The 17332-nt window shown below is 70.7% G+C and carries 13 protein-coding genes; 8 read left to right on the top strand and 5 right to left on the bottom strand.

From position 1 onward, the window contains the following. Positions 1 to 36: 36 nt before the first annotated feature. Complete coding sequence (gene lpdA / locus KK097_RS10565) at positions 37 to 1410, bottom strand: dihydrolipoyl dehydrogenase (protein WP_214544687.1); 1374 nt, start codon at positions 1408 to 1410, stop codon at positions 37 to 39. A gap of 153 nt (positions 1411 to 1563) precedes the next feature. Then, positions 1564 to 3054 (bottom strand): leucyl aminopeptidase, encoded by a 1491-nt coding sequence (locus KK097_RS10560; RefSeq protein WP_214544686.1) that lies wholly within the window; start codon positions 3052 to 3054, stop codon positions 1564 to 1566. Between the two features lie 76 nt (positions 3055 to 3130). Between KK097_RS10560 and KK097_RS10555 the strand changes: the two genes are divergently transcribed. The 5 genes from KK097_RS10555 (at position 3131) to KK097_RS10535 (ending at position 9024) form a co-directional block, all read left to right on the top strand. After that, a complete protein-coding gene (locus KK097_RS10555) occupies positions 3131 to 4060 on the top strand; it encodes a proteasome assembly chaperone family protein (protein ID WP_214544685.1) in 930 nt (309 codons plus the stop codon). A 157-nt stretch (positions 4061 to 4217) separates the two neighbouring features. Then, positions 4218 to 5537, top strand: a complete 1320-nt coding sequence (locus tag KK097_RS10550) for an MFS transporter (RefSeq protein WP_214544684.1) — start codon at positions 4218 to 4220, stop codon at positions 5535 to 5537. 193 nt (positions 5538 to 5730) lie between these two features. Further along, positions 5731 to 6990 (top strand): RNA polymerase sigma factor, encoded by a 1260-nt coding sequence (locus KK097_RS10545; protein WP_027465462.1) that lies wholly within the window; start codon positions 5731 to 5733, stop codon positions 6988 to 6990. Positions 6991 to 6994: 4 nt separating this feature from the next. Then, positions 6995 to 8254, top strand: coding sequence for a MurT ligase domain-containing protein (locus tag KK097_RS10540; RefSeq protein WP_214544683.1), 1260 nt, complete (start codon positions 6995 to 6997; stop codon positions 8252 to 8254). Further along, positions 8251 to 9024: a type 1 glutamine amidotransferase gene (locus tag KK097_RS10535; RefSeq protein WP_214544682.1), complete on the top strand. Its 774-nt coding sequence runs from the start codon at positions 8251 to 8253 to the stop codon at positions 9022 to 9024. Before KK097_RS10540 ends, KK097_RS10535 begins: the two co-directional genes overlap by 4 nt. Before the next feature lie 96 nt (positions 9025 to 9120). On the opposite strand, the gene KK097_RS10530 is transcribed toward KK097_RS10535, so the two are convergent. Then, on the bottom strand, positions 9121 to 9345 hold the full coding sequence (locus KK097_RS10530) for a DUF7455 domain-containing protein (RefSeq protein WP_017886093.1): 225 nt from the start codon (positions 9343 to 9345) through the stop codon (positions 9121 to 9123). 167 nt (positions 9346 to 9512) lie between these two features. On the opposite strand from KK097_RS10530, the gene KK097_RS10525 reads away from it, so the two are divergent. Then, positions 9513 to 11639, top strand: a complete 2127-nt coding sequence (locus tag KK097_RS10525; RefSeq protein ID WP_214530478.1) for a DNA gyrase/topoisomerase IV subunit B — start codon at positions 9513 to 9515, stop codon at positions 11637 to 11639. 288 nt (positions 11640 to 11927) lie between these two features. On the opposite strand, the gene KK097_RS10520 is transcribed toward KK097_RS10525, so the two are convergent. Then, a complete protein-coding gene (locus KK097_RS10520) occupies positions 11928 to 14414 on the bottom strand; it encodes a DNA gyrase/topoisomerase IV subunit A (protein ID WP_214530479.1) in 2487 nt (828 codons plus the stop codon). Positions 14415 to 14457: 43 nt separating this feature from the next. Here KK097_RS10520 and KK097_RS10515 point away from each other — a divergent pair, with 43 nt between their 5' ends. Next, positions 14458 to 15624 (top strand): alkaline phosphatase family protein, encoded by a 1167-nt coding sequence (locus KK097_RS10515; protein ID WP_214544681.1) that lies wholly within the window; start codon positions 14458 to 14460, stop codon positions 15622 to 15624. Between the two features lie 34 nt (positions 15625 to 15658). Here the strand turns inward: KK097_RS10515 and sepH are convergent, their stop codons facing one another. Then, a complete protein-coding gene (gene sepH / locus KK097_RS10510) occupies positions 15659 to 16687 on the bottom strand; it encodes a septation protein SepH (RefSeq protein ID WP_214544679.1) in 1029 nt (342 codons plus the stop codon). A 297-nt stretch (positions 16688 to 16984) separates the two neighbouring features. Between sepH and KK097_RS10505 the strand changes: the two genes are divergently transcribed. Next, positions 16985 to 17284, top strand: coding sequence for a DUF4193 domain-containing protein (locus KK097_RS10505; protein ID WP_017886098.1), 300 nt, complete (start codon positions 16985 to 16987; stop codon positions 17282 to 17284). The last annotated feature ends 48 nt before the right edge of the window (positions 17285 to 17332 follow it).

Genomic DNA, 17332 nt, shown 5'->3' with positions numbered 1-17332 from the left:
GTGTTGTCATGGTCACAGTGCGCGGACCGGTGCCGGTCACAGCGCGTGCAGCGGCTTGCCCGCGAGGTGCAGGAAGGCTTCGCCAAGGGCTTCGTTCTGGGTCGGGTGACCGTGCACCAGGGGAGCGATGTCCTCCGGGTAGGCCTCCCAGTTCACGGCGAGCTGGGCTTCACCGATGAGCTCGCCGACGCGGGCACCGATCATGCTGACGCCGACGACGGGGCCGTCCACGACGCGCACGACCTTGACGGAGCCGGAGGTCCCGATGATGTGGCTCTTGCCGTTGCCGGCGAGGTTGTACTCGTACGAGTCCACCTTGTCGGCGCCGTACTGCTCCTCGGCCTTGGCCTGCGAGAGTCCGACCGACGCGACCTCGGGGTCGGAGTAGGTGATCTTCGGGATGTTCTTGTCCTCGATGACCACCGGGTTGAGGCCGGCGATCTCCTCGGCGACGAAGATGCCCTGCTGGAAGCCGCGGTGGGCGAGCTGCAGACCGGGGACGATGTCGCCGACGGCGTAGACGTTCGGGAGGTTCGTGGCGAGACGCTCGTTCGTGGTGACGAACCCGCGGTCCATCGCCACGCCGACCTCGTCGTAGCCGACGTTCTGCGTGACCGGGCCACGGCCGACGGCGACGAGCAGGACGTCCCCGTCGAAGGTCTTGCCGTCCTCCAGCGTGACGACGACGCCGTTCTCGTGCTGCTCGACGCCCTGGAACCGGACACCGAGCGAGAACTCGATGCCGCGCTTGCGGAACGCACGCTCGAGCTGCTTCGACATCGACTCGTCCTCGGCGGGGACGAGGTGCGGCAGGCCCTCGACGATGGTGACCTCGGCGCCGAAGGACTTCCACACGCTGGCGAACTCGACGCCGATGACGCCGCCGCCCAGGATGACGACCTTGTTCGGGACGTAGTCCATGCGGAGCGCGGTCTCGGAGGTGATGACGCGGCCGCCGATCTCGAGCCCCGGCAGGGACTTCGAGTAGGAGCCGGTGGCGAGCACGATGTTCTTGCCGGTCACGGTCTGGTCGCCGACCTGCACGGTGTTCTGCGAGGTCAGGCGGCCCCAGCCCTCGACGACGGTGATGCCGCGAGCCTTGATCAGGCCCTGCAGGCCCTTGTACTTGGAGTTGATGACGCCCTGCTGGTAGTCGATGACCTTGGGCACGTCGACGCCGGCGAACTCCGCGAGCACGCCGTACTTCTCGGCGTCACGCGCGCCGTCCGCGATCTCCGCGGCGTGCAGCAGCGCCTTCGTCGGGATGCAGCCGCGGTGCAGGCACGTCCCTCCGAGCTTGTCGCCTTCGATGAGCGCGACGCTCATGCCGAGTTCGGCGGCCCGGAGCGCTGCGGCGTACCCACCGCTCCCGCCACCGAGGACCACGACGTCGTAAGTCTGTTCCGTCACCTGGTGCAACTCCCTCGTGCGTGTCGGGCCGATCGGGCCCACTGGACACCGCGGTGGCGGCGTCCGACGGTCGGACCGCATGGTTCCGGTCCCGTCCCGTGCAGTACCGGTGGGAGGCGCGTCGGTGCGCCGTTCCCACCGGTACCAAACCTACTACTCGGACTGGAGGTCTTCTGCGAGAGCGATGAGCGTCCGGACCATCACGCCCGTCGCACCCTTGCCCAACCAGGCGTACCCGCCGCCCTTGTTCTCCGACGGACCCGCGATGTCGAGGTGCGCCCAGGGGACACCCTCGCCGGCGAAGCGCTCGAGGAACTTGCCCGCGAGCAGCATGCCGCCAGCCGGGTTGCCGACCGTGGCGTTGACGATGTCGGCGACGTCGCTGGACAGCCGGGCCTCGAGCTCCTCGGGCAGCGGCATCGGCCAGATCGGCTCCGCGACGCCCTCGGCGACGGCACGGACCTTCGCGACGAGGTCGTCACTGCCCATCAGGCCGGTGGTGCGGTCGCCGAGCGCGACGACCTGGGCACCGGTCAGCGTGGCGACGTCGACGAGGGCGTCGGGCTGCTCGAGCGACGCGGCGGCCATCCCGTCGCCGAGCACCAGGCGGCCCTCGGCGTCGGTGTTCGTGACCTCGACCGTGGTGCCGTTCTTCAGCGTCAGGACGTCGCCCGGGCGGGTCGCGGTGCCGGAGGGCATGTTCTCGGCGAGGGCGAGCCACGCGGTCACGCGCACGTTCAGCCCCAGGCGGGCGGCGGCGACGGTCGCGGCGAGCACCGTGGCGGCACCGGTCATGTCGGTCTTCATGCCGAGCATCGACGCCGCGGGCTTGAGCGAGAGGCCGCCCGTGTCGAAGGTGATGCCCTTGCCCACGAGGGCGAGGTGCTTCGTGGCGGACTCCGGCGCGTACCGGACGACGACCAGTCGCGGGGGACGCGCCGAACCGCGGCCGACGCCGAGGATGCCGCCGAACCCCTGCTCCTCGAGCGCCTGCTCGTCGAGGACCTCGACGGTGAGCGGCAGGTCCGAGGCGAACCCGGTCGCGACGTCGGCGACGTCCTGCGGCCCGAGGTCGCCCGCGGCGGTGTTCACCAGGTCGCGCACGAGCGACGCGGCGTCGGCGACGATCGCGGGGCGCACGGCGGCGTCGGCGGCGACGTCGGCCGGGGCGACGACCTCGATGCGCTGGTCACCGCGGGCCGGGGCCTTGGTGCCGGTGCCCTTGTGCCGGGTGAAGGCGTACGCGCCGAGCGCCGCGCCCTCGAGGGCGGCGTCGACGAGCTCGGCCGAGTCGGTGGGCAGGGCGAGCGTGATCGAGTCGACCCGGGGGAGCTGGCGCACCGCGCTGCCGGCGGCCGCACGGATCGCAGCGGCACCCGTGGCGGAGCCGAGACCGATCAGCGCGACGGACTTGGCGCCGACGCCGGTGGCGGGCAGGCGGACGAGCTGGTCCTTCGCGCCGGTGACCCCGATCGCGGCGAGGTCGAGTCCGGCGAGGGCGTCGACCGTCCCCAGGGCGGTGGGGGCGAGCACAGCGGTGCTGTCGGCCTCACCGGACGAGCCCGGACGGACCCCGACGACGAGCACGTCGGCGGTGGTGGTCTCGGGGGGTGAACTGGTGGTGGAGAGCGTCGGTCGGACCATGCCCCAACCCTACCGACGGCCTGTTCGCTGTCGGCGTGGTCGTCGCGCACCGGGGACGTCGGACGCCCCGCCTAGCATGGGGACGGTGAACCACCCCGAGGAGCTCTACACGTTCGATGCGGACGCCCCGACCGTGCCAGCAGGGTTGCACCTGATCGCCGGGCTGACCGGTTTCGCCGACGCCGGATCGGCCGTCGCGCAGGTGACGAACTCGATCCTCGAAGACCTCGACACCGAGCTCGTCGCGGAGTTCGACCCGGACGTGCTGCTCGACTGGCGTGCCCGTCGCCCCGTCATCACCTTCGAACACGACCACATCAGTGCCGTCGAACCGCCCCGTCTGGCGCTGCACCTGGTCCGCGACGAGATCGGCCAGCCGTTCCTGTTCCTGTCGGGCTACGAGCCGGACTTCCAGTGGAACGGCTTCGTCCGTGCCGTCACCGGCCTCGCGGCCGACCTGCAGGTCGCCGACACCACGTGGGTGCAGTCCATCCCGATGCCGGTCCCGCACACCCGTCCGATCAGCCTCACCGTCTCCGGCACCCGGGCCGACCTCGTCGAGCAGATGAGCGTCTGGAAGCCCGAGACCCAGGCCCCGGCGAACGTCCTCCACCTGGTCGAGCACCGGCTCAGCGAGACGGGGAAGCAGGTCACCGGGCTCGTGCTGCTCGTGCCCCACTACCTGTCGGACACCGAGTACCCGGACGCCGCCGTCGCCGCGCTGTCCGGCATCGCGGCCGCCACGGGCCTGATCTTCCCGACCGACCCCCTGCGCGAAGCGGGCCGCGAGTTCCTCACCCGGGTCGACGAGCAGGTCGCCGGCAACGCCGAGCTGCAGCGGCTGGTCTCCGTGCTCGAGGAGCGGCACGACACGTACATGGAGGGAAACCCCGTCGCGTCGCCGCTCACGGGCGTCGACGGCGAGGTGCCCACCGCCGACGCGATCGCAGCCGAGCTCGAGCGCTTCCTGGCCGACCGACGCACGCAGGGCGACACGACCGACTAGCGGTCGCGGGATCCGGACGTTCCGACAGGACGGCCTGGAGGCCCGTGGCGGGCCCGCACCGCGCCTCCAGGCCGACCCGTGGTCGCCTTCACGGCGTGACGCGCGTCGGCGACGGTCGTCGCGTATCGACGCGGGGACGCGTCGGTAGCCTGGTCCGGTGAACTCCCGTCGTGCCTTCCTGATCTGGGGCGTCGCGGTCCTCGCGTACGTCCTCGCCGTCGTGCAGCGGTCCTCGCTCGGGGTGTCCGGTGTCGACGCGCAGGACCGGTTCGCCGTCTCCGCCGCCGTGCTGTCCAGCCTCGCCGTGGTGCAGATCGCCGTCTACGCCGGTCTCCAGATCCCGGTGGGGATCGCACTCGACCGGGTGGGGCCGCGCAGGCTCGTGCTCCTCGGCGCCGCGCTGCTGGTCGTCGGGCAGGCGGTCGTCGCGGTCTCGCCGTCGATCGGGCCGGCCATCGTGGGGCGGGTGCTGGTCGGGGCCGGTGACGCGATGACCTTCATCTCGGTGATCCGCCTGGTACCGATGTGGTTCAGCGGTCGGATCCTGCCGCAGATCTCGCAGTGGACGGGCAACCTCGGGCAGATCGGCCAGATCCTCTCGGCGTTCCCGTTCGCGGTGCTCCTGCACACCGTCGGCTGGACGCCGGCCTTCGGGGTCGCGGCCGCTGCCAGCGCGGTGGGTCTCGTCCTCGCCGTGGTCTTCGTGCGGAACGGTCCCGTCCCGGTGCGCACCGACACGATCCCGCTGCCGCACTCGTGGGGTGCCGCGTTCAGCACCTTCGGCCACGCGCTCCGACGACCCGGCACGCAGCTGGGGTTCTGGTCGCACTACGTCACGCAGTCCTCGGGGACGGTGTTCTCCCTGCTGTGGGGCGTGCCGATGCTCCGCGGGCTCGGGTACTCACCGGGCGAGGCCGCGGGGTTCCTCACGGTGATCGTCGCCGTCGGGTTCGTCGCCGGTCCGGTGCTCGGACTGCTGTGTGCACGGTTCCCGATGCGTCGGTCGAACCTCGTGCTCGGCGTGGTCGTCCTGCTCGCGGTGCTCTGGACGGCGATCCTGCTCTGGCCCGGGCACCCGCCCACGTGGTTGCTCGTGCTGCTGGTCGTCGCGATGGGGATCGGCGGACCCGGATCGCTCATCGGGTTCGACTTCGCCCGCACCTTCAACCCGGTCGGTTCGCTCGGGTCGGCGAACGGTGTCGTGAACGTCGGCGGGTTCCTCGCCGCCTTCGTGATGATGTACCTGATCGGCGTCGTGCTCGACGTCGCTGCGCGGGCTTCGGGCACCGAGGTGTTCGCCTGGGAGAACTTCCGGGTCGCCCTCACCGTGCAGTACGTGGTGGTCGGTTTCGGTGTCGGGATGCTCCTGCACGCCCGTCGTCGGACCCGACGGGTGCTGCACTCGGAAGAGGGAATACGTGTCGGGCCACTCTGGGTTGCACTCGTTGCACGCCTGCGGAAGCGGCACGTGCAATAATGTTCACGGACCCGTTCGGGACCCCTGTCTGTCGGAACACTTCGGTGCGCCGGTGAACTCGGGGGACTTGACATGGGTCCTAGTGCTGCCCTGAACGGTAGGACTCGTACGACGCGGGGGACTGCGGCGCGGGACCTGGGCGGCGAGGGAGGCCACGACCCCACGAACGTGGCACGACGAGAGAGGTGATCGCATGGCTGCCCGGAGCACGACGATCGATCCCACGAAGGACACCGAGCCCGAGGGCGCTGTGGCAGAGGACGCCACGGACACCGAGGGCACCGCAGCGCCGAAGAAGCGCGCCACGAAGGCCCCCGCCAAGAAGGCGCCCGCCAAGAAGGCGGCGCCCAAGGCGAAGAAGACCGACGCCGTCGACGAGGCGATCGCCTCCGACGAGCCCGTCGAGGAGCCGACCGACGAGGCCGACGACACCGACGACAAGACGGCCAAGCCGGACGCCGCTGCCGCGGTCGCCGCCGGTGCGCTCGTCATCTCGCAGACCGACGACGACGAGGCGCCGGTCTACTCGACGACCATCACGGGCGCCACCGCCGACCCGGTGAAGGACTACCTCAAGCAGATCGGCAAGGTCGCCCTGCTCAACGCCGAGCAGGAGGTCGAGCTCGCGATGCGCATCGAGGCCGGCCTGTTCGCCGAGGACAAGCTGCAGCACGCGACGGGGCTCTCCAAGCCCGCCGAGCGTGAACTGCGCTGGGTCGCCCGTGACGGACAGCGTGCGAAGTCGCACCTGCTCGGCGCGAACCTCCGCCTGGTCGTCTCGCTCGCGAAGCGGTACACCGGTCGCGGCATGCAGTTCCTGGACCTCATCCAGGAGGGCAACCTGGGCCTGATCCGTGCGGTCGAGAAGTTCGACTACACCAAGGGCTTCAAGTTCTCGACCTACGCGACCTGGTGGATCCGCCAGGCCATCACCCGCGCCATGGCCGACCAGGCCCGCACCATCCGCATCCCGGTGCACATGGTCGAGGTCATCAACAAGCTCGCCCGTGTCCAGCGCCAGATGCTGCAGGACCTCGGTCGCGAGCCCACTCCGGAAGAGCTCGCCCGCGAGCTCGACATGACCCCGGAGAAGGTCGTCGAGGTGCAGAAGTACGGCCGCGAGCCGATCTCGCTGCACACGCCCCTGGGTGAGGACGGCGACTCGGAGTTCGGTGACCTCATCGAGGACACCGAGGCGGTCGTGCCGGCCGACGCGGTGGGCTTCACGATGCTGCAGAAGCAGCTCGAGAGCCTGCTCGACTCCCTGTCCGAGCGCGAGGCGGGCGTCATCCGCATGCGCTTCGGCCTCGGTGACGGCCAGCCGAAGACCCTCGACCAGATCGGTGACACGTTCGGCGTGACGCGTGAGCGCATCCGTCAGATCGAGTCGAAGACGATGGCGAAGCTCCGCCACCCGTCGCGGTCGCAGTCGCTGCGCGACTACCTCGAGTAAGCCGGTGCGCTTCTTCATCCCGATCCTGATCGGGCGGATCCTCCGCGCCCTCGCCCGTGCGCGGGGCGGCGGGTCCGCGTACCCGGGGTTCATCGTCCTGAAGCTCGTGCCGGACTTCCTGCAGCACGTGACGAAGCAGTTCCCGAACGGCGTCGTCTTCGTGCTCGGCTCGAACGGCAAGTCGACGACGACGCACATGATCTCCGACATCGTCCGTGCCCACGGGCTCCGTGTCTTCACGAACCCGTCCGGCGCGAACCTCCCGCAGGGCATCGCGTCGGCACTGCTGTCCGAGGTCTCGCTGACCGGTCGCCTCAAGGCGGACATCGGCATCCTCGAGGTCGACGAGGCCTTCGCGGTCGAGCTCGCCGGCATCCTGTCGCCCTCGACGGTGACCATGCTCAACGTGCAGGTCGACCAGCTGTACCGGTTCTTCGAGACCGAGCGCGTGGCGACGATGATGCTCGACACCGCCGCGCTGTCGACGGCGAACGTCATCACGAACCACGACGACCAGTTCCTCGACGGCTACTCCGGCGCCCCCGGGCAGCGCGTCCTGCGGTTCGGTGCGAGCGACGAGGTCATCGCCGCGGCACCGAACGGCCTGCAGAACGCCGACTCGTTCGACGCCGGTGACCGTGCCCAGCACACCGCCGACGCCGAGGTCGTGGCCCACACGGGCGACGGCGCGACGATCCGTTTCGACGGCGCCGAGATCCCGGTCCGGCTGCCCGCCCGCGGCCTGCACTACGCGGTCGACGCGGCTGCGGCCACCGCGACGGCGAGTGCGGCCCTCGGAGCGCAGTTCCGCGCCGAGGCCGTGACGAAGGCGTTCGGCACGATGAAGCCGGCGTACGGCCGTGGCGAGCGACTGCCCATCGCGGGTGAGTCCGCCGAGTTCACGATGTTCAAGAACGCCGCGAGCCTGCAGCTCAACCTCGACGCCCTGCCGGACCAGCCCGAGCAGGTCCTCATGGCGATCGACGAGGGCACGCCGGACATCTCGTGGATCTACGACATCGACTTCTCGAAGCTCGACCACGTGGACGTCGTCTCCGGTGACAAGGCCTGGCAGATCGCGATCGCGCTCGAGCACGCCGGTGTCCGCATCGGTCGGGTCGAACCCGACGTCGAGGCAGCCATCAAGCACATGGAGCAGCTCGGCTCGACGACGCGCGGGACGAAGAACTTCATCGTCAACTACGAGATCATGATGATCGCCCGCAAGGCCCTCGGCCACCCGGACATGGAGAAGACCGCATGACGGCCGACCGGCTGACCATCCTGCACGTCTACCCCCGGCAGATGGGCGTCTCGGGCGACCGCGGCAACGTCGCGGCCCTCGTGCGCCGTGCGGCCGCCGCGGACATCGAGACACAGGTCCTCGAGTACGCGCCGGGTGACGAGCTGCCCACCGCGGCCGACGTCGTCGTGATCGGCAACGGTCCGCTCAGCGCGATGCGGTCCCTGGCTGACGACGTCACGCGCATCGGCGGGGCGCTCCGGGCGTTCGCGAACGACGGTGTGCCGGTCGTCGCCGTGGGCGGAGGGTTCGACCTCGCGACGAACGAGGTCGTGCCGACCGAGGGTGCTCCGGTCGCGGGGTTCGGGGTGTTCGACGCCCGTGCCGTCCGCGGCGCCGAGCGTCGGGTGAACTACTTCGTGCTCGAGACCCGGTACCCGCTGCTCCCCGGAGCACCGAAGCGTCTCGCCGGGTTCGAGGACCACGCGACCCGCATCGAGCTGGCGTCGGGGGCTACGCCCTTCGCCGACGTCGTCTCCGGCGGCGGCAACCAGGCCGGTACCCCGGTCGAGGGCGCGATCGTCGGGAACTCCTTCGGGACGCACACGCAGGGGCCGATCCTGCCGCTCAACCCGCAGCTCACCGACGGCGTCCTCGCCGCAGCGACGGCACGGCTGGGCCGCGAGTACGCGCCGGACGCCGAGCGCACGGCGACGATCGACCGCTACGCCCGCGAAGCACGCGCGACGGTCGACCGGTACGTGGACAAGGCGTTCAAGCGCATCGCCTGACGGGGTCGCTCGTTGCGGACGTCGAACGCGACCACGCAACGACGGGAGGCGCGGTGCCAGCTGGCACCGCGCCTCCCGTCTTCGTGTCGGTTGCGACTACTTCGACTCGTAGAGTCGGCTGCTCTCGTCGTGCCACTCGATGGCGGTCGCCGCGAGCTTGTCCTTGAACTCGGCGCCGTGGTGGGCGCAGAAGTAGAGCTCGCCGCTCGACATGGTGGCTCGGATGTAGGCCTGCGCCCCGCAGCTGTCGCAACGGTCGGCGGCGGTCAGCTGGTGGTTGCTGACTTCGTCGATGGAGGGGTCCTGCACGGTCTGGGTCATTGCTGTGCTCCTCACGGATCGCAGGTGGTGCCGGGTGGTTGCACCATTTCAACACGTGATGCCTGGGAGCGACGCATTGTCGCGGCCTGTTTCGCTCAGCGCGGATCGGTTGGCCCCAGTGCGAGTGTCCACACGGTGCTGTCGGTGCCGCTCGGTAAACTCCGACGGTGAGCTCCGACTACTCCGCACGCCATCTCTCCGTCCTCGAAGGGCTCGAGGCGGTCCGGAAGCGGCCGGGCATGTACATCGGCTCGACGGACTCCCGGGGCCTCATGCACTGCCTGTGGGAGATCATCGACAACTCGGTCGACGAAGCCCTCGCGGGGCACGGTGACGAGATCGGTGTCGTGCTGCACGCCGACGGTTCGGTCGAGGTGCGTGACACCGCCCGTGGCATCCCGGTGGACGTCGAACCGAAGACCGGTCTGACCGGGGTCGAGGTCGTGTTCACCAAGCTGCACGCCGGTGGCAAGTTCGGCTCGGGGTCCTACGCAGCATCCGGTGGGCTGCACGGCGTCGGCGCCTCCGTCGTGAACGCGCTGTCGGAGCGCCTCGACGTCGAGGTCGACCGGGGCGGCAAGACCTACGCCATGTCGTTCCACCGCGGCGAGCCCGGCATCTTCGACGACAGCAAGGGCATCGGCCCGGACGCCCCCTTCGCGCCGTTCACCTCGGGCAGCGAGCTGCGTGTGGTGGGCAAGGTCAAGAAGGGTGTCACCGGCTCCCGGATCCGGTACTGGGCGGACCGCCAGATCTTCACCGCCGACGCCCGGTTCAGCACCGACGACCTGGTCACCCGCGCGCGGCAGACCGCGTTCCTCGTGCCCGGGCTCGGTATCACCATCACCGACGAGCGCTCGGCGTCCATCGACGCCGCTGCCGCACGGGCCGAGGCGACGGGGACCACCGTGGCTGCCGGCCCGGTGGTCGAGCGCTTCCGGTACGAGGGCGGGATCGGCGAGTTCGTCGAGCACCTCGCCGTCGACAGCCCGCTCACCGACGTCTGGCGGGTGCAGGGGACCGGCACCTTCACCGAGACCGTGCCGATGCTCGACGACAAGGGGCACATGGTCTCCACCTCGGTCGAGCGCGAGTGCGAGGTCGACCTGGCGCTCCGCTGGGGCAGTGGCTACGAGACCGTGTTCCGCAGCTTCGTGAACATCATCGCGACGCCGAAGGGCGGGACGCACCAGGCCGGCTTCGAGTCCGGGGTCGTCAAGGCCGTCCGTGCCCAGGTCGAGGCGAACGCCCGCAAGCTCAAGGTCGGGCAGGACAAGCTCGACAAGGACGACGTGCTCGCCGGCATGACCGCCGTGCTCACGGTCCGGCTGCCGGAGCCGCAGTTCGAGGGGCAGACGAAGGAGATCCTCGGCACCCCGGCGGTCCGGAAGATCGTCGACCAGGTGGTCTCGAAGCGGATCACCGAGATCCTCACCTCGACGCAGCGCACCGAGAAGGCACAGTCCGCCGCCCTGCTCGAGAAGGTCGTCTCGGAGATGAAGACCCGCATCTCGGCACGGGCGCACAAGGAGACCCAGCGCCGCAAGAACGCGCTCGAGAACTCGTCGCTGCCGACGAAGCTCGCCGACTGCCGCTCGCAGGAGACCGAGGGCACGGAGCTCTTCATCGTCGAGGGCGACTCGGCCCTGGGCACCGCGAAGCTCGCCCGGAACAGCGAGTACCAGGCGCTGCTGCCGATCCGCGGCAAGATCCTCAACGTGCAGAAGGCGTCCGTGTCGGACATGCTCTCGAACGTCGAGTGCGCGTCGATCATCCAGGTCATCGGCGCCGGCTCGGGCCGCACGTTCGACATCGACCAGGCCCGTTACGGCAAGATCATCATCATGTCGGACGCCGACGTCGACGGCGCCCACATCCGCACGCTGCTGCTGACGCTGTTCTTCCGGTACATGCGGCCGATGATCGAGCAGGGCCGGGTCTTCGCCGCGGTGCCGCCGCTGCACCGGGTGGTCGTCGTGAACCGCGGCAAGCCGAACGACACGCTCTACACGTACTCCGAGCAGGAGCTGCAGACGGTGCTGAAGAAGCTCGAGAAGACGGGCAAGAAGTACCAGGAGCCCATCCAGCGGTACAAGGGCCTCGGCGAGATGGATGCGGACCAACTGGCGGAGACCACGATGGACCGCGCACACCGCACCCTGCGCCGGGTAAACGTGACCCATGCCGAGGGTGCCGCCAAGGTGTTCGAGCTGCTCATGGGCAACGACGTCGCGCCGCGCAAGGAGTTCATCCTCGCCGGCGAGGGCCTGGACCGCGACCGCATCGACGCGTAGCGGCGTCGCGGCCGCCGCGCCGCGCCGCGCAGCGGCCTGGGCGCGCTCACGCGCTGAGCGACAGTCCACGCGTCCGGCCGCCCGTGAGGTGTCGCTCAGCGCGAAACGGCGCCCCGCGCCCGCGACACGGTGACGGCGGACGGGAGGCCCGTGGCGGCGCCGCCCCGCGCCTCCAGGCCGTGCGCCCCGCGTTCTCACGCGCAGCGCGACACCTCACGGGGCCCCAGGCGCGTGAGGTGTCGCCAGGCGCGAAACGTGGCGGACGCCAGCGCGCGCCTAGGCCTAGGCCTACGCCTCGCCGGCCGTGCCGTCGAGCGTCGCGGCGCTGCCGCCGATCGAGCCGATCACGGCCTCGAGCGGTGCACCCGACCCGTCGCGCTTCGACAGCCAGTCGGGCAGGGTGCGGGCGGCGCCGTCCGTGCCGACGGCGTGCGGCGGCGCGATGCCGGCCCAGCCGACGGTCAGGCCGTCCTCGCCCTTCAGGAACGCATGCGCCCGGACACCCTGGGTGGCGCGGCCCTTCGCCGGGAACTCCGACAGCGCCGACACCTTGGCGCGGCCGGCGTCGGTGCCGGGCAGGGCGGTCGAGGTGGTGGACACCGTGGCGACCACGGCGTCGTCGGAGCGTGCGACCGACCCGAACCAGATCACCGAGGCTCCGTCTGCGAGGGCCATGCCGGCCACACCACCGGCGGGCAGCCCCTGCGCCCGGACGACGGACGCCGGGAAGCGCAGCAGCTGCGCGTTCGAGCTGATGAACACCAGGTCGTCGGACTCCGGGGCCTGGGCGGCACCGACGACGTGGTCGCCGGGCTTCAGGCCGATGGCGACGAACTCCGGCTTGTCGGGCCAGGCGCCGGGCACGACGCGCTTCACGACGCCCTGCGCGGTCCCGATGGCGAGGGAGTCCGACGAGGCGCCGGACAGGTCGACGATCGCCACGACGGTCTCGCCCTTGGTGAGCGCGAGGAAGTCGGTGACCCGGACGCCGGCGTCGAGCCGGACCGCGGCGGGCGGCACGGCGGGGACGTCGACGGGGGAGAGCCGGAGGACCCGCCCGGTCGAGGTGATCGCGCCGATCTGCCCGCGCACCGTGCTCACCACGGCGGAGCGGACGGCGTCGTGCTTCGAGCGCTTCGGCACGCGGACGATGCCGAGCTCCGACGTCGGGATGTCGACGCGGATGAGTCGCCCGGTGGTCGACAGCAGCACACGGCAGGGGGAGTCGGCGATCTGCAGGGACTCCGGGTCGACCGCGGCCTTGCGACCGCCCTTCACCGGGGCGTCGGCCTCGGTGAGCAGCGTGCGGCGCGGCGTGGCGAACTTGTCGGACACCTCGGTCAGCTCGAGGGCGACCTGCGCGCGGAGCCGCTCGTCGGACGCGAGCAGTTCTTCGAGGGCGGCGATGTCGGCGAGCAGCTGGTCGCGCTCGGCCTCGAGCTCCATCCGCGAGAACTTCGTCAGGCGACGCAGGCGCAGCTCGAGGATGTACTCGGCCTGCACCTCGGACAGGTCGAAGACGTCGCGCAGGCGGTTGCGCGCCGCCTCGGAGTCGTCGGAGGTTCGGATGACCTGGATGACCTCGTCGATGTCGAGGATCGCGATGAGCAGTCCCTCGACCAGGTGCAGTCGTTCCTTGCGGCGCGCCAGCCGGTACTGCGACCGGCGGGTGACGACGTCGAGCCGATGCTGCACGTAGACGTCGAGCAGTTCGCGCAGCCCGAGCGTGCGGGGCGATCCGCCGACCAGTGCGACGTTGTTGATGCCGAAGCCGTCCTCGAGCGGGGTGTGCTTGTACAGCTGCTCGAGCACGGCGGTGGGGTTGAACCCGCTCTTGATGCCGATGACGAGCCGGAGCCCGTGGTTGCGGTCGGTCAGGTCGTTGACGTCCGAGATGCCGACGAGCTTCTTGGACTGGACGCCGTCCTTGATCTTCTCGATCACGCGCTCGGGGCCGACCAGGTAGGGCAGCTCGGTGACGACGAGGCCGACCTTGCGCGGGGTGAGGTTCTCGACGCTCACCTTCGCCCGGGTGCGGAACGAGCCGCGGCCGGTGGCGTAGGCGTCGCGCACCCCGGACAGCCCGACGATGGTGCCGCCGGACGGCAGGTCCGGACCCGGCACGAACTCCATCAGCTCTTCGAGGGTGGCCTGCGGGTTCATCAGCAGGTGCTTCGCGGCCTCGACGACCTCGCCCAGGTTGTGCGGTGCCATGTTCGTCGCCATGCCGACCGCGATGCCGGAGGCGCCGTTGACGAGCAGGTTCGGGAACGCCGCCGGCAGCACGCCCGGCTGCATGATCTGGTTGTCGTAGTTCGGGACGAAGTCGACGACGTCCTCGCCCAGGCCCTCGGTCATGGCCATCGACGGTTCGGCGAGCCGTGCCTCGGTGTACCGGGCGGCAGCGGGACCGTCGTCGAGGGAGCCGAAGTTGCCGTGGCCGTCGACGAGCGGCACGCGCATCGTGAACGGCTGGGCCATCCGGACGAGCGCGTCGTAGATCGCGCCGTCGCCGTGCGGGTGCAGCTTGCCCATCACCTCGCCGGTGACGCGGGCGCTCTTGACGTGCCCGCGGTCGGGCCGCAGCCCCATCTCGGCCATCTGGTACAGGATCCGACGCTGCACCGGCTTCAGGCCGTCGCGGGCGTCGGGCAGCGCCCGTGAGTAGATGACGGAGTACGCGTACTCGAGGAAGGAGCCCTGCATCTCCTCGGAGACGTCGACGTCCTCGATGCGCTCACCGTCGGGCAGGCCGACTACATCCGTGCGTGCCATGGCACCTTTCTGGAGAACCAGAGTCGTCTGGAAGACTCGTGGAATGGGAACAAGCGTACCGACGGCCCCCGACGGCGTCGCGAACCTCGCCGACGTCTTCCCGAGTTGCCTCGTGGCGCTCGGCGCTGCGGACGACGCGTGGTTGCGGGACAACGGCCTGGAGGCCCGGATCACCCTCCGCCCCGCCCGTTCCGCGATCGTCGTGCTGGTCGACGGCCTCGGTTCCGCCGCGCTGTCGGCCCGCGCCGGGCACGCTCGCTGGCTGACCGCCGCGAAGGGGAGCGGCACCGCGAAGAAGCTGCGGAGCGGGTTCCCGACGACGACGGCGGCGGCGCTGAGCACGCTGACCACCGGCCGGTCGCCCGGCACCCACGGCGTGGTCGGGTACAGCGGCTGGAACCCGGACACCGGCGCCGTGATGAACCTGCTGGGCGGGTGGGACACCGAGGTCCCTGCCGACTGGTTCCTGACCTCGACCCTGTTCACCCGGGCTGCAGAGCTCGGGCTGGACCCCGTCGTCGTCGGACCGGACCGGTACCGCTCGTCCGGGATGACCGCGAACGTGCTCGGCGGCGCCCGGTACGTGTCCGCGGACACGATCCCCGAGCGCGTCGACGCCGCACTCGCCGAGACCGCCACCGGCCGCTCGCTCGTCTACCTGTACGTGCCGGAGCTCGACTCGATCGGACACAAGAACGGCTGGCAGTCCGATCGGTGGACGGCCGCCCTCGAGCTGCTCGACGGGGAACTCGCCCGGCTCGACGCCCGCAGCTCGGACGACGTGGGGGTCCTGGTGACGGCCGACCACGGTGTGCTCGACGTGCCGGACCACGCGAACATCGCCATCGACCCGCTGCTGCTCACCGACGTCGTCGGCGTCGCGGGTGACCCGCGCTGCCGCCAGCTCACGGTCGCGCCGGGCACCGACGTGCGCGCCCTCGTCGGCGCGTTCCGGGCCCGCTACGGCAAGAAGGCGTCCGTCGCCAGCCGTGCCGAGGCGATCGAGGCCGGGTGGTTCGGGCAGGTGTCCGACCAGGTGGTGCCCCGCATCGGTGACGTGCTCGTCGTGGCGCGCGGCTCGTGGGCGTTCAACGACGACCGTGCACTGCGTGAGGACGAGACGCCGAAGCGCATGATCGGCCAGCACGGCGCGATGACCGACGAGGAGACGATCGTGCCGCTCCGGCTCGCCGGCGCGTTCGCCCACTAGGAGCGACGGCGCCGACGAGCCGACGGACGCCAGGTCAGGCGGGGTCGTCGTCCGGACGGGTGCCGAAGACGATCTCGTCCCAGCTCGGCATCGAGCGGCGGTTGCGCTTCTTGCGTTCGCCGCGGCTCTCGGGCTCGGGTGCCGATGCCGGACGGGCGTCGGCCGACTGCGGCGCGGTGTCGTTCGCGCCGCCGTCCTCGAAGCCCTGCAGCGGGATGTCGACGACACTGATCGAGGTGCCGCGGGCGGGCTCGTCGCGCTGTTCGCCGAACGACGCTGCTTCGCGCTCACCGCGGCGACGGCGCAGCGCTTCGAGCAGGTCGGCGGTCTCGTTGCCGGGGGCGCGTTCCTCCACGGCGGCCTGGCCGATCCGGGGCAGCGGGGCACGGAGGGGTGCGTGCTGGGAGGGCTCGGGGTCGGCGGCCGGCTGCTCGGGCTCGTCGACGCGGAAGGCGCCGGAGTCGAAGCGGGTACCGTCGTCGTCCTGCTGCTCGAACTCGACCGCACGCAGGCGCGGGGCGATGCCCTCGTCGTCGGTGTGCGACAGACGGTGCGCGTCACCGTTGTCCGGCGCGAGGGTCGAGGTCTTCGGGTCGAAGCGCCACTGGGCGTCGTGCTCGACCTCGCCCGCGGTGTAGCGGACGCGGACCTGCCAGCCGCTCTCCGGGTGCTTCCAGGAGCCCCACGAGATCGCGGTGGCCTCGCCGGCCTCGAGCTTCGCGGAGATCGCGGGGCCGAAGGTGTCGGGGGACTCGTCGTCGACCGGGGTGACGGGGACGCGGTGCGAGGCGTCGAGGATGAAGGCGCGCTCGGCGAGGACCGGGCCCTCGAAGCGGCGGACGTACTCGACGTCGACGTCGAGCGCGGCGGCCACGTCGGCGGCGTCGGCGCCACCGCGGATCCGTGCCTGCACGTCCTTGGGGGAGACCCGCTTCTGCGGACCGGCGTCCGGGTTCGCCTGGCGCACCTGACCCGCCAGCGACGACGAGACGGGCAACCGGAACTCGGTGCCGCCGTCGGTCGCCAGGATGAGTGCGCCGGACTCGACTCCGATGACTCTCACGTCTTGCATGGTTCCGCCTTCCCAGCGTCGCGTACGGTCCTGCTGTCGTACCCCGTGAGTATGCAGGGAGGACGGACCGTTTCCGCGGAGGCGCACGGGCGTGCCGCGGACATCCGGAGGGCGATCTCTTGACCCGGACGCCCCGGCAACGGGTGTCGGGAATGTCCGGTCCAGGTCACGGGTTGCACCGCCAGCACGACCCGCCGCAGCACTCGGTTTGCGCTCTGGCGGGGCGTGGTGCAAACTGTCGCCGCCGATCACCCGGCGACGACCTCTCGATACGAGAAATGGATGGGCATGGCCACCGATTACGACGCCCCCCGGAAGACCGACGACAACTCCGACTCGGAGTCGATCGAGGCCCTCAAGGAGCGCGTTCCCGACAAGATGTCGGGGGTCGTCGACGATGATTCCGACAACCCCGGCAGTTTCGAACTCGCCGGGCAGGACCTCAGCGACGTCGACCTCGACGTCGTGGTGCTGCCCCCGCAGGTCGATGAGTTCACCTGCGTCGAGTGCTTCCTCGTGAAGCACCGCTCCCAGCTCGACCACGAGTCGAAGCTCGGACCGGTCTGCGCGGAGTGCGCTTCGCTCTAGCAGGCACAGCCGCTTCGCTCTCGCGGGCGCAGCCGCTTCGCTCTCGCG

The organism is Curtobacterium flaccumfaciens (assembly GCF_018598405.1).
GTDB lineage: Bacteria > Actinomycetota > Actinomycetes > Actinomycetales > Microbacteriaceae > Curtobacterium > Curtobacterium aurantiacum.
The sequence above is the reverse complement of the archived record's forward strand: the minus strand, read 5'-3'. Positions and strand labels throughout refer to the sequence as shown.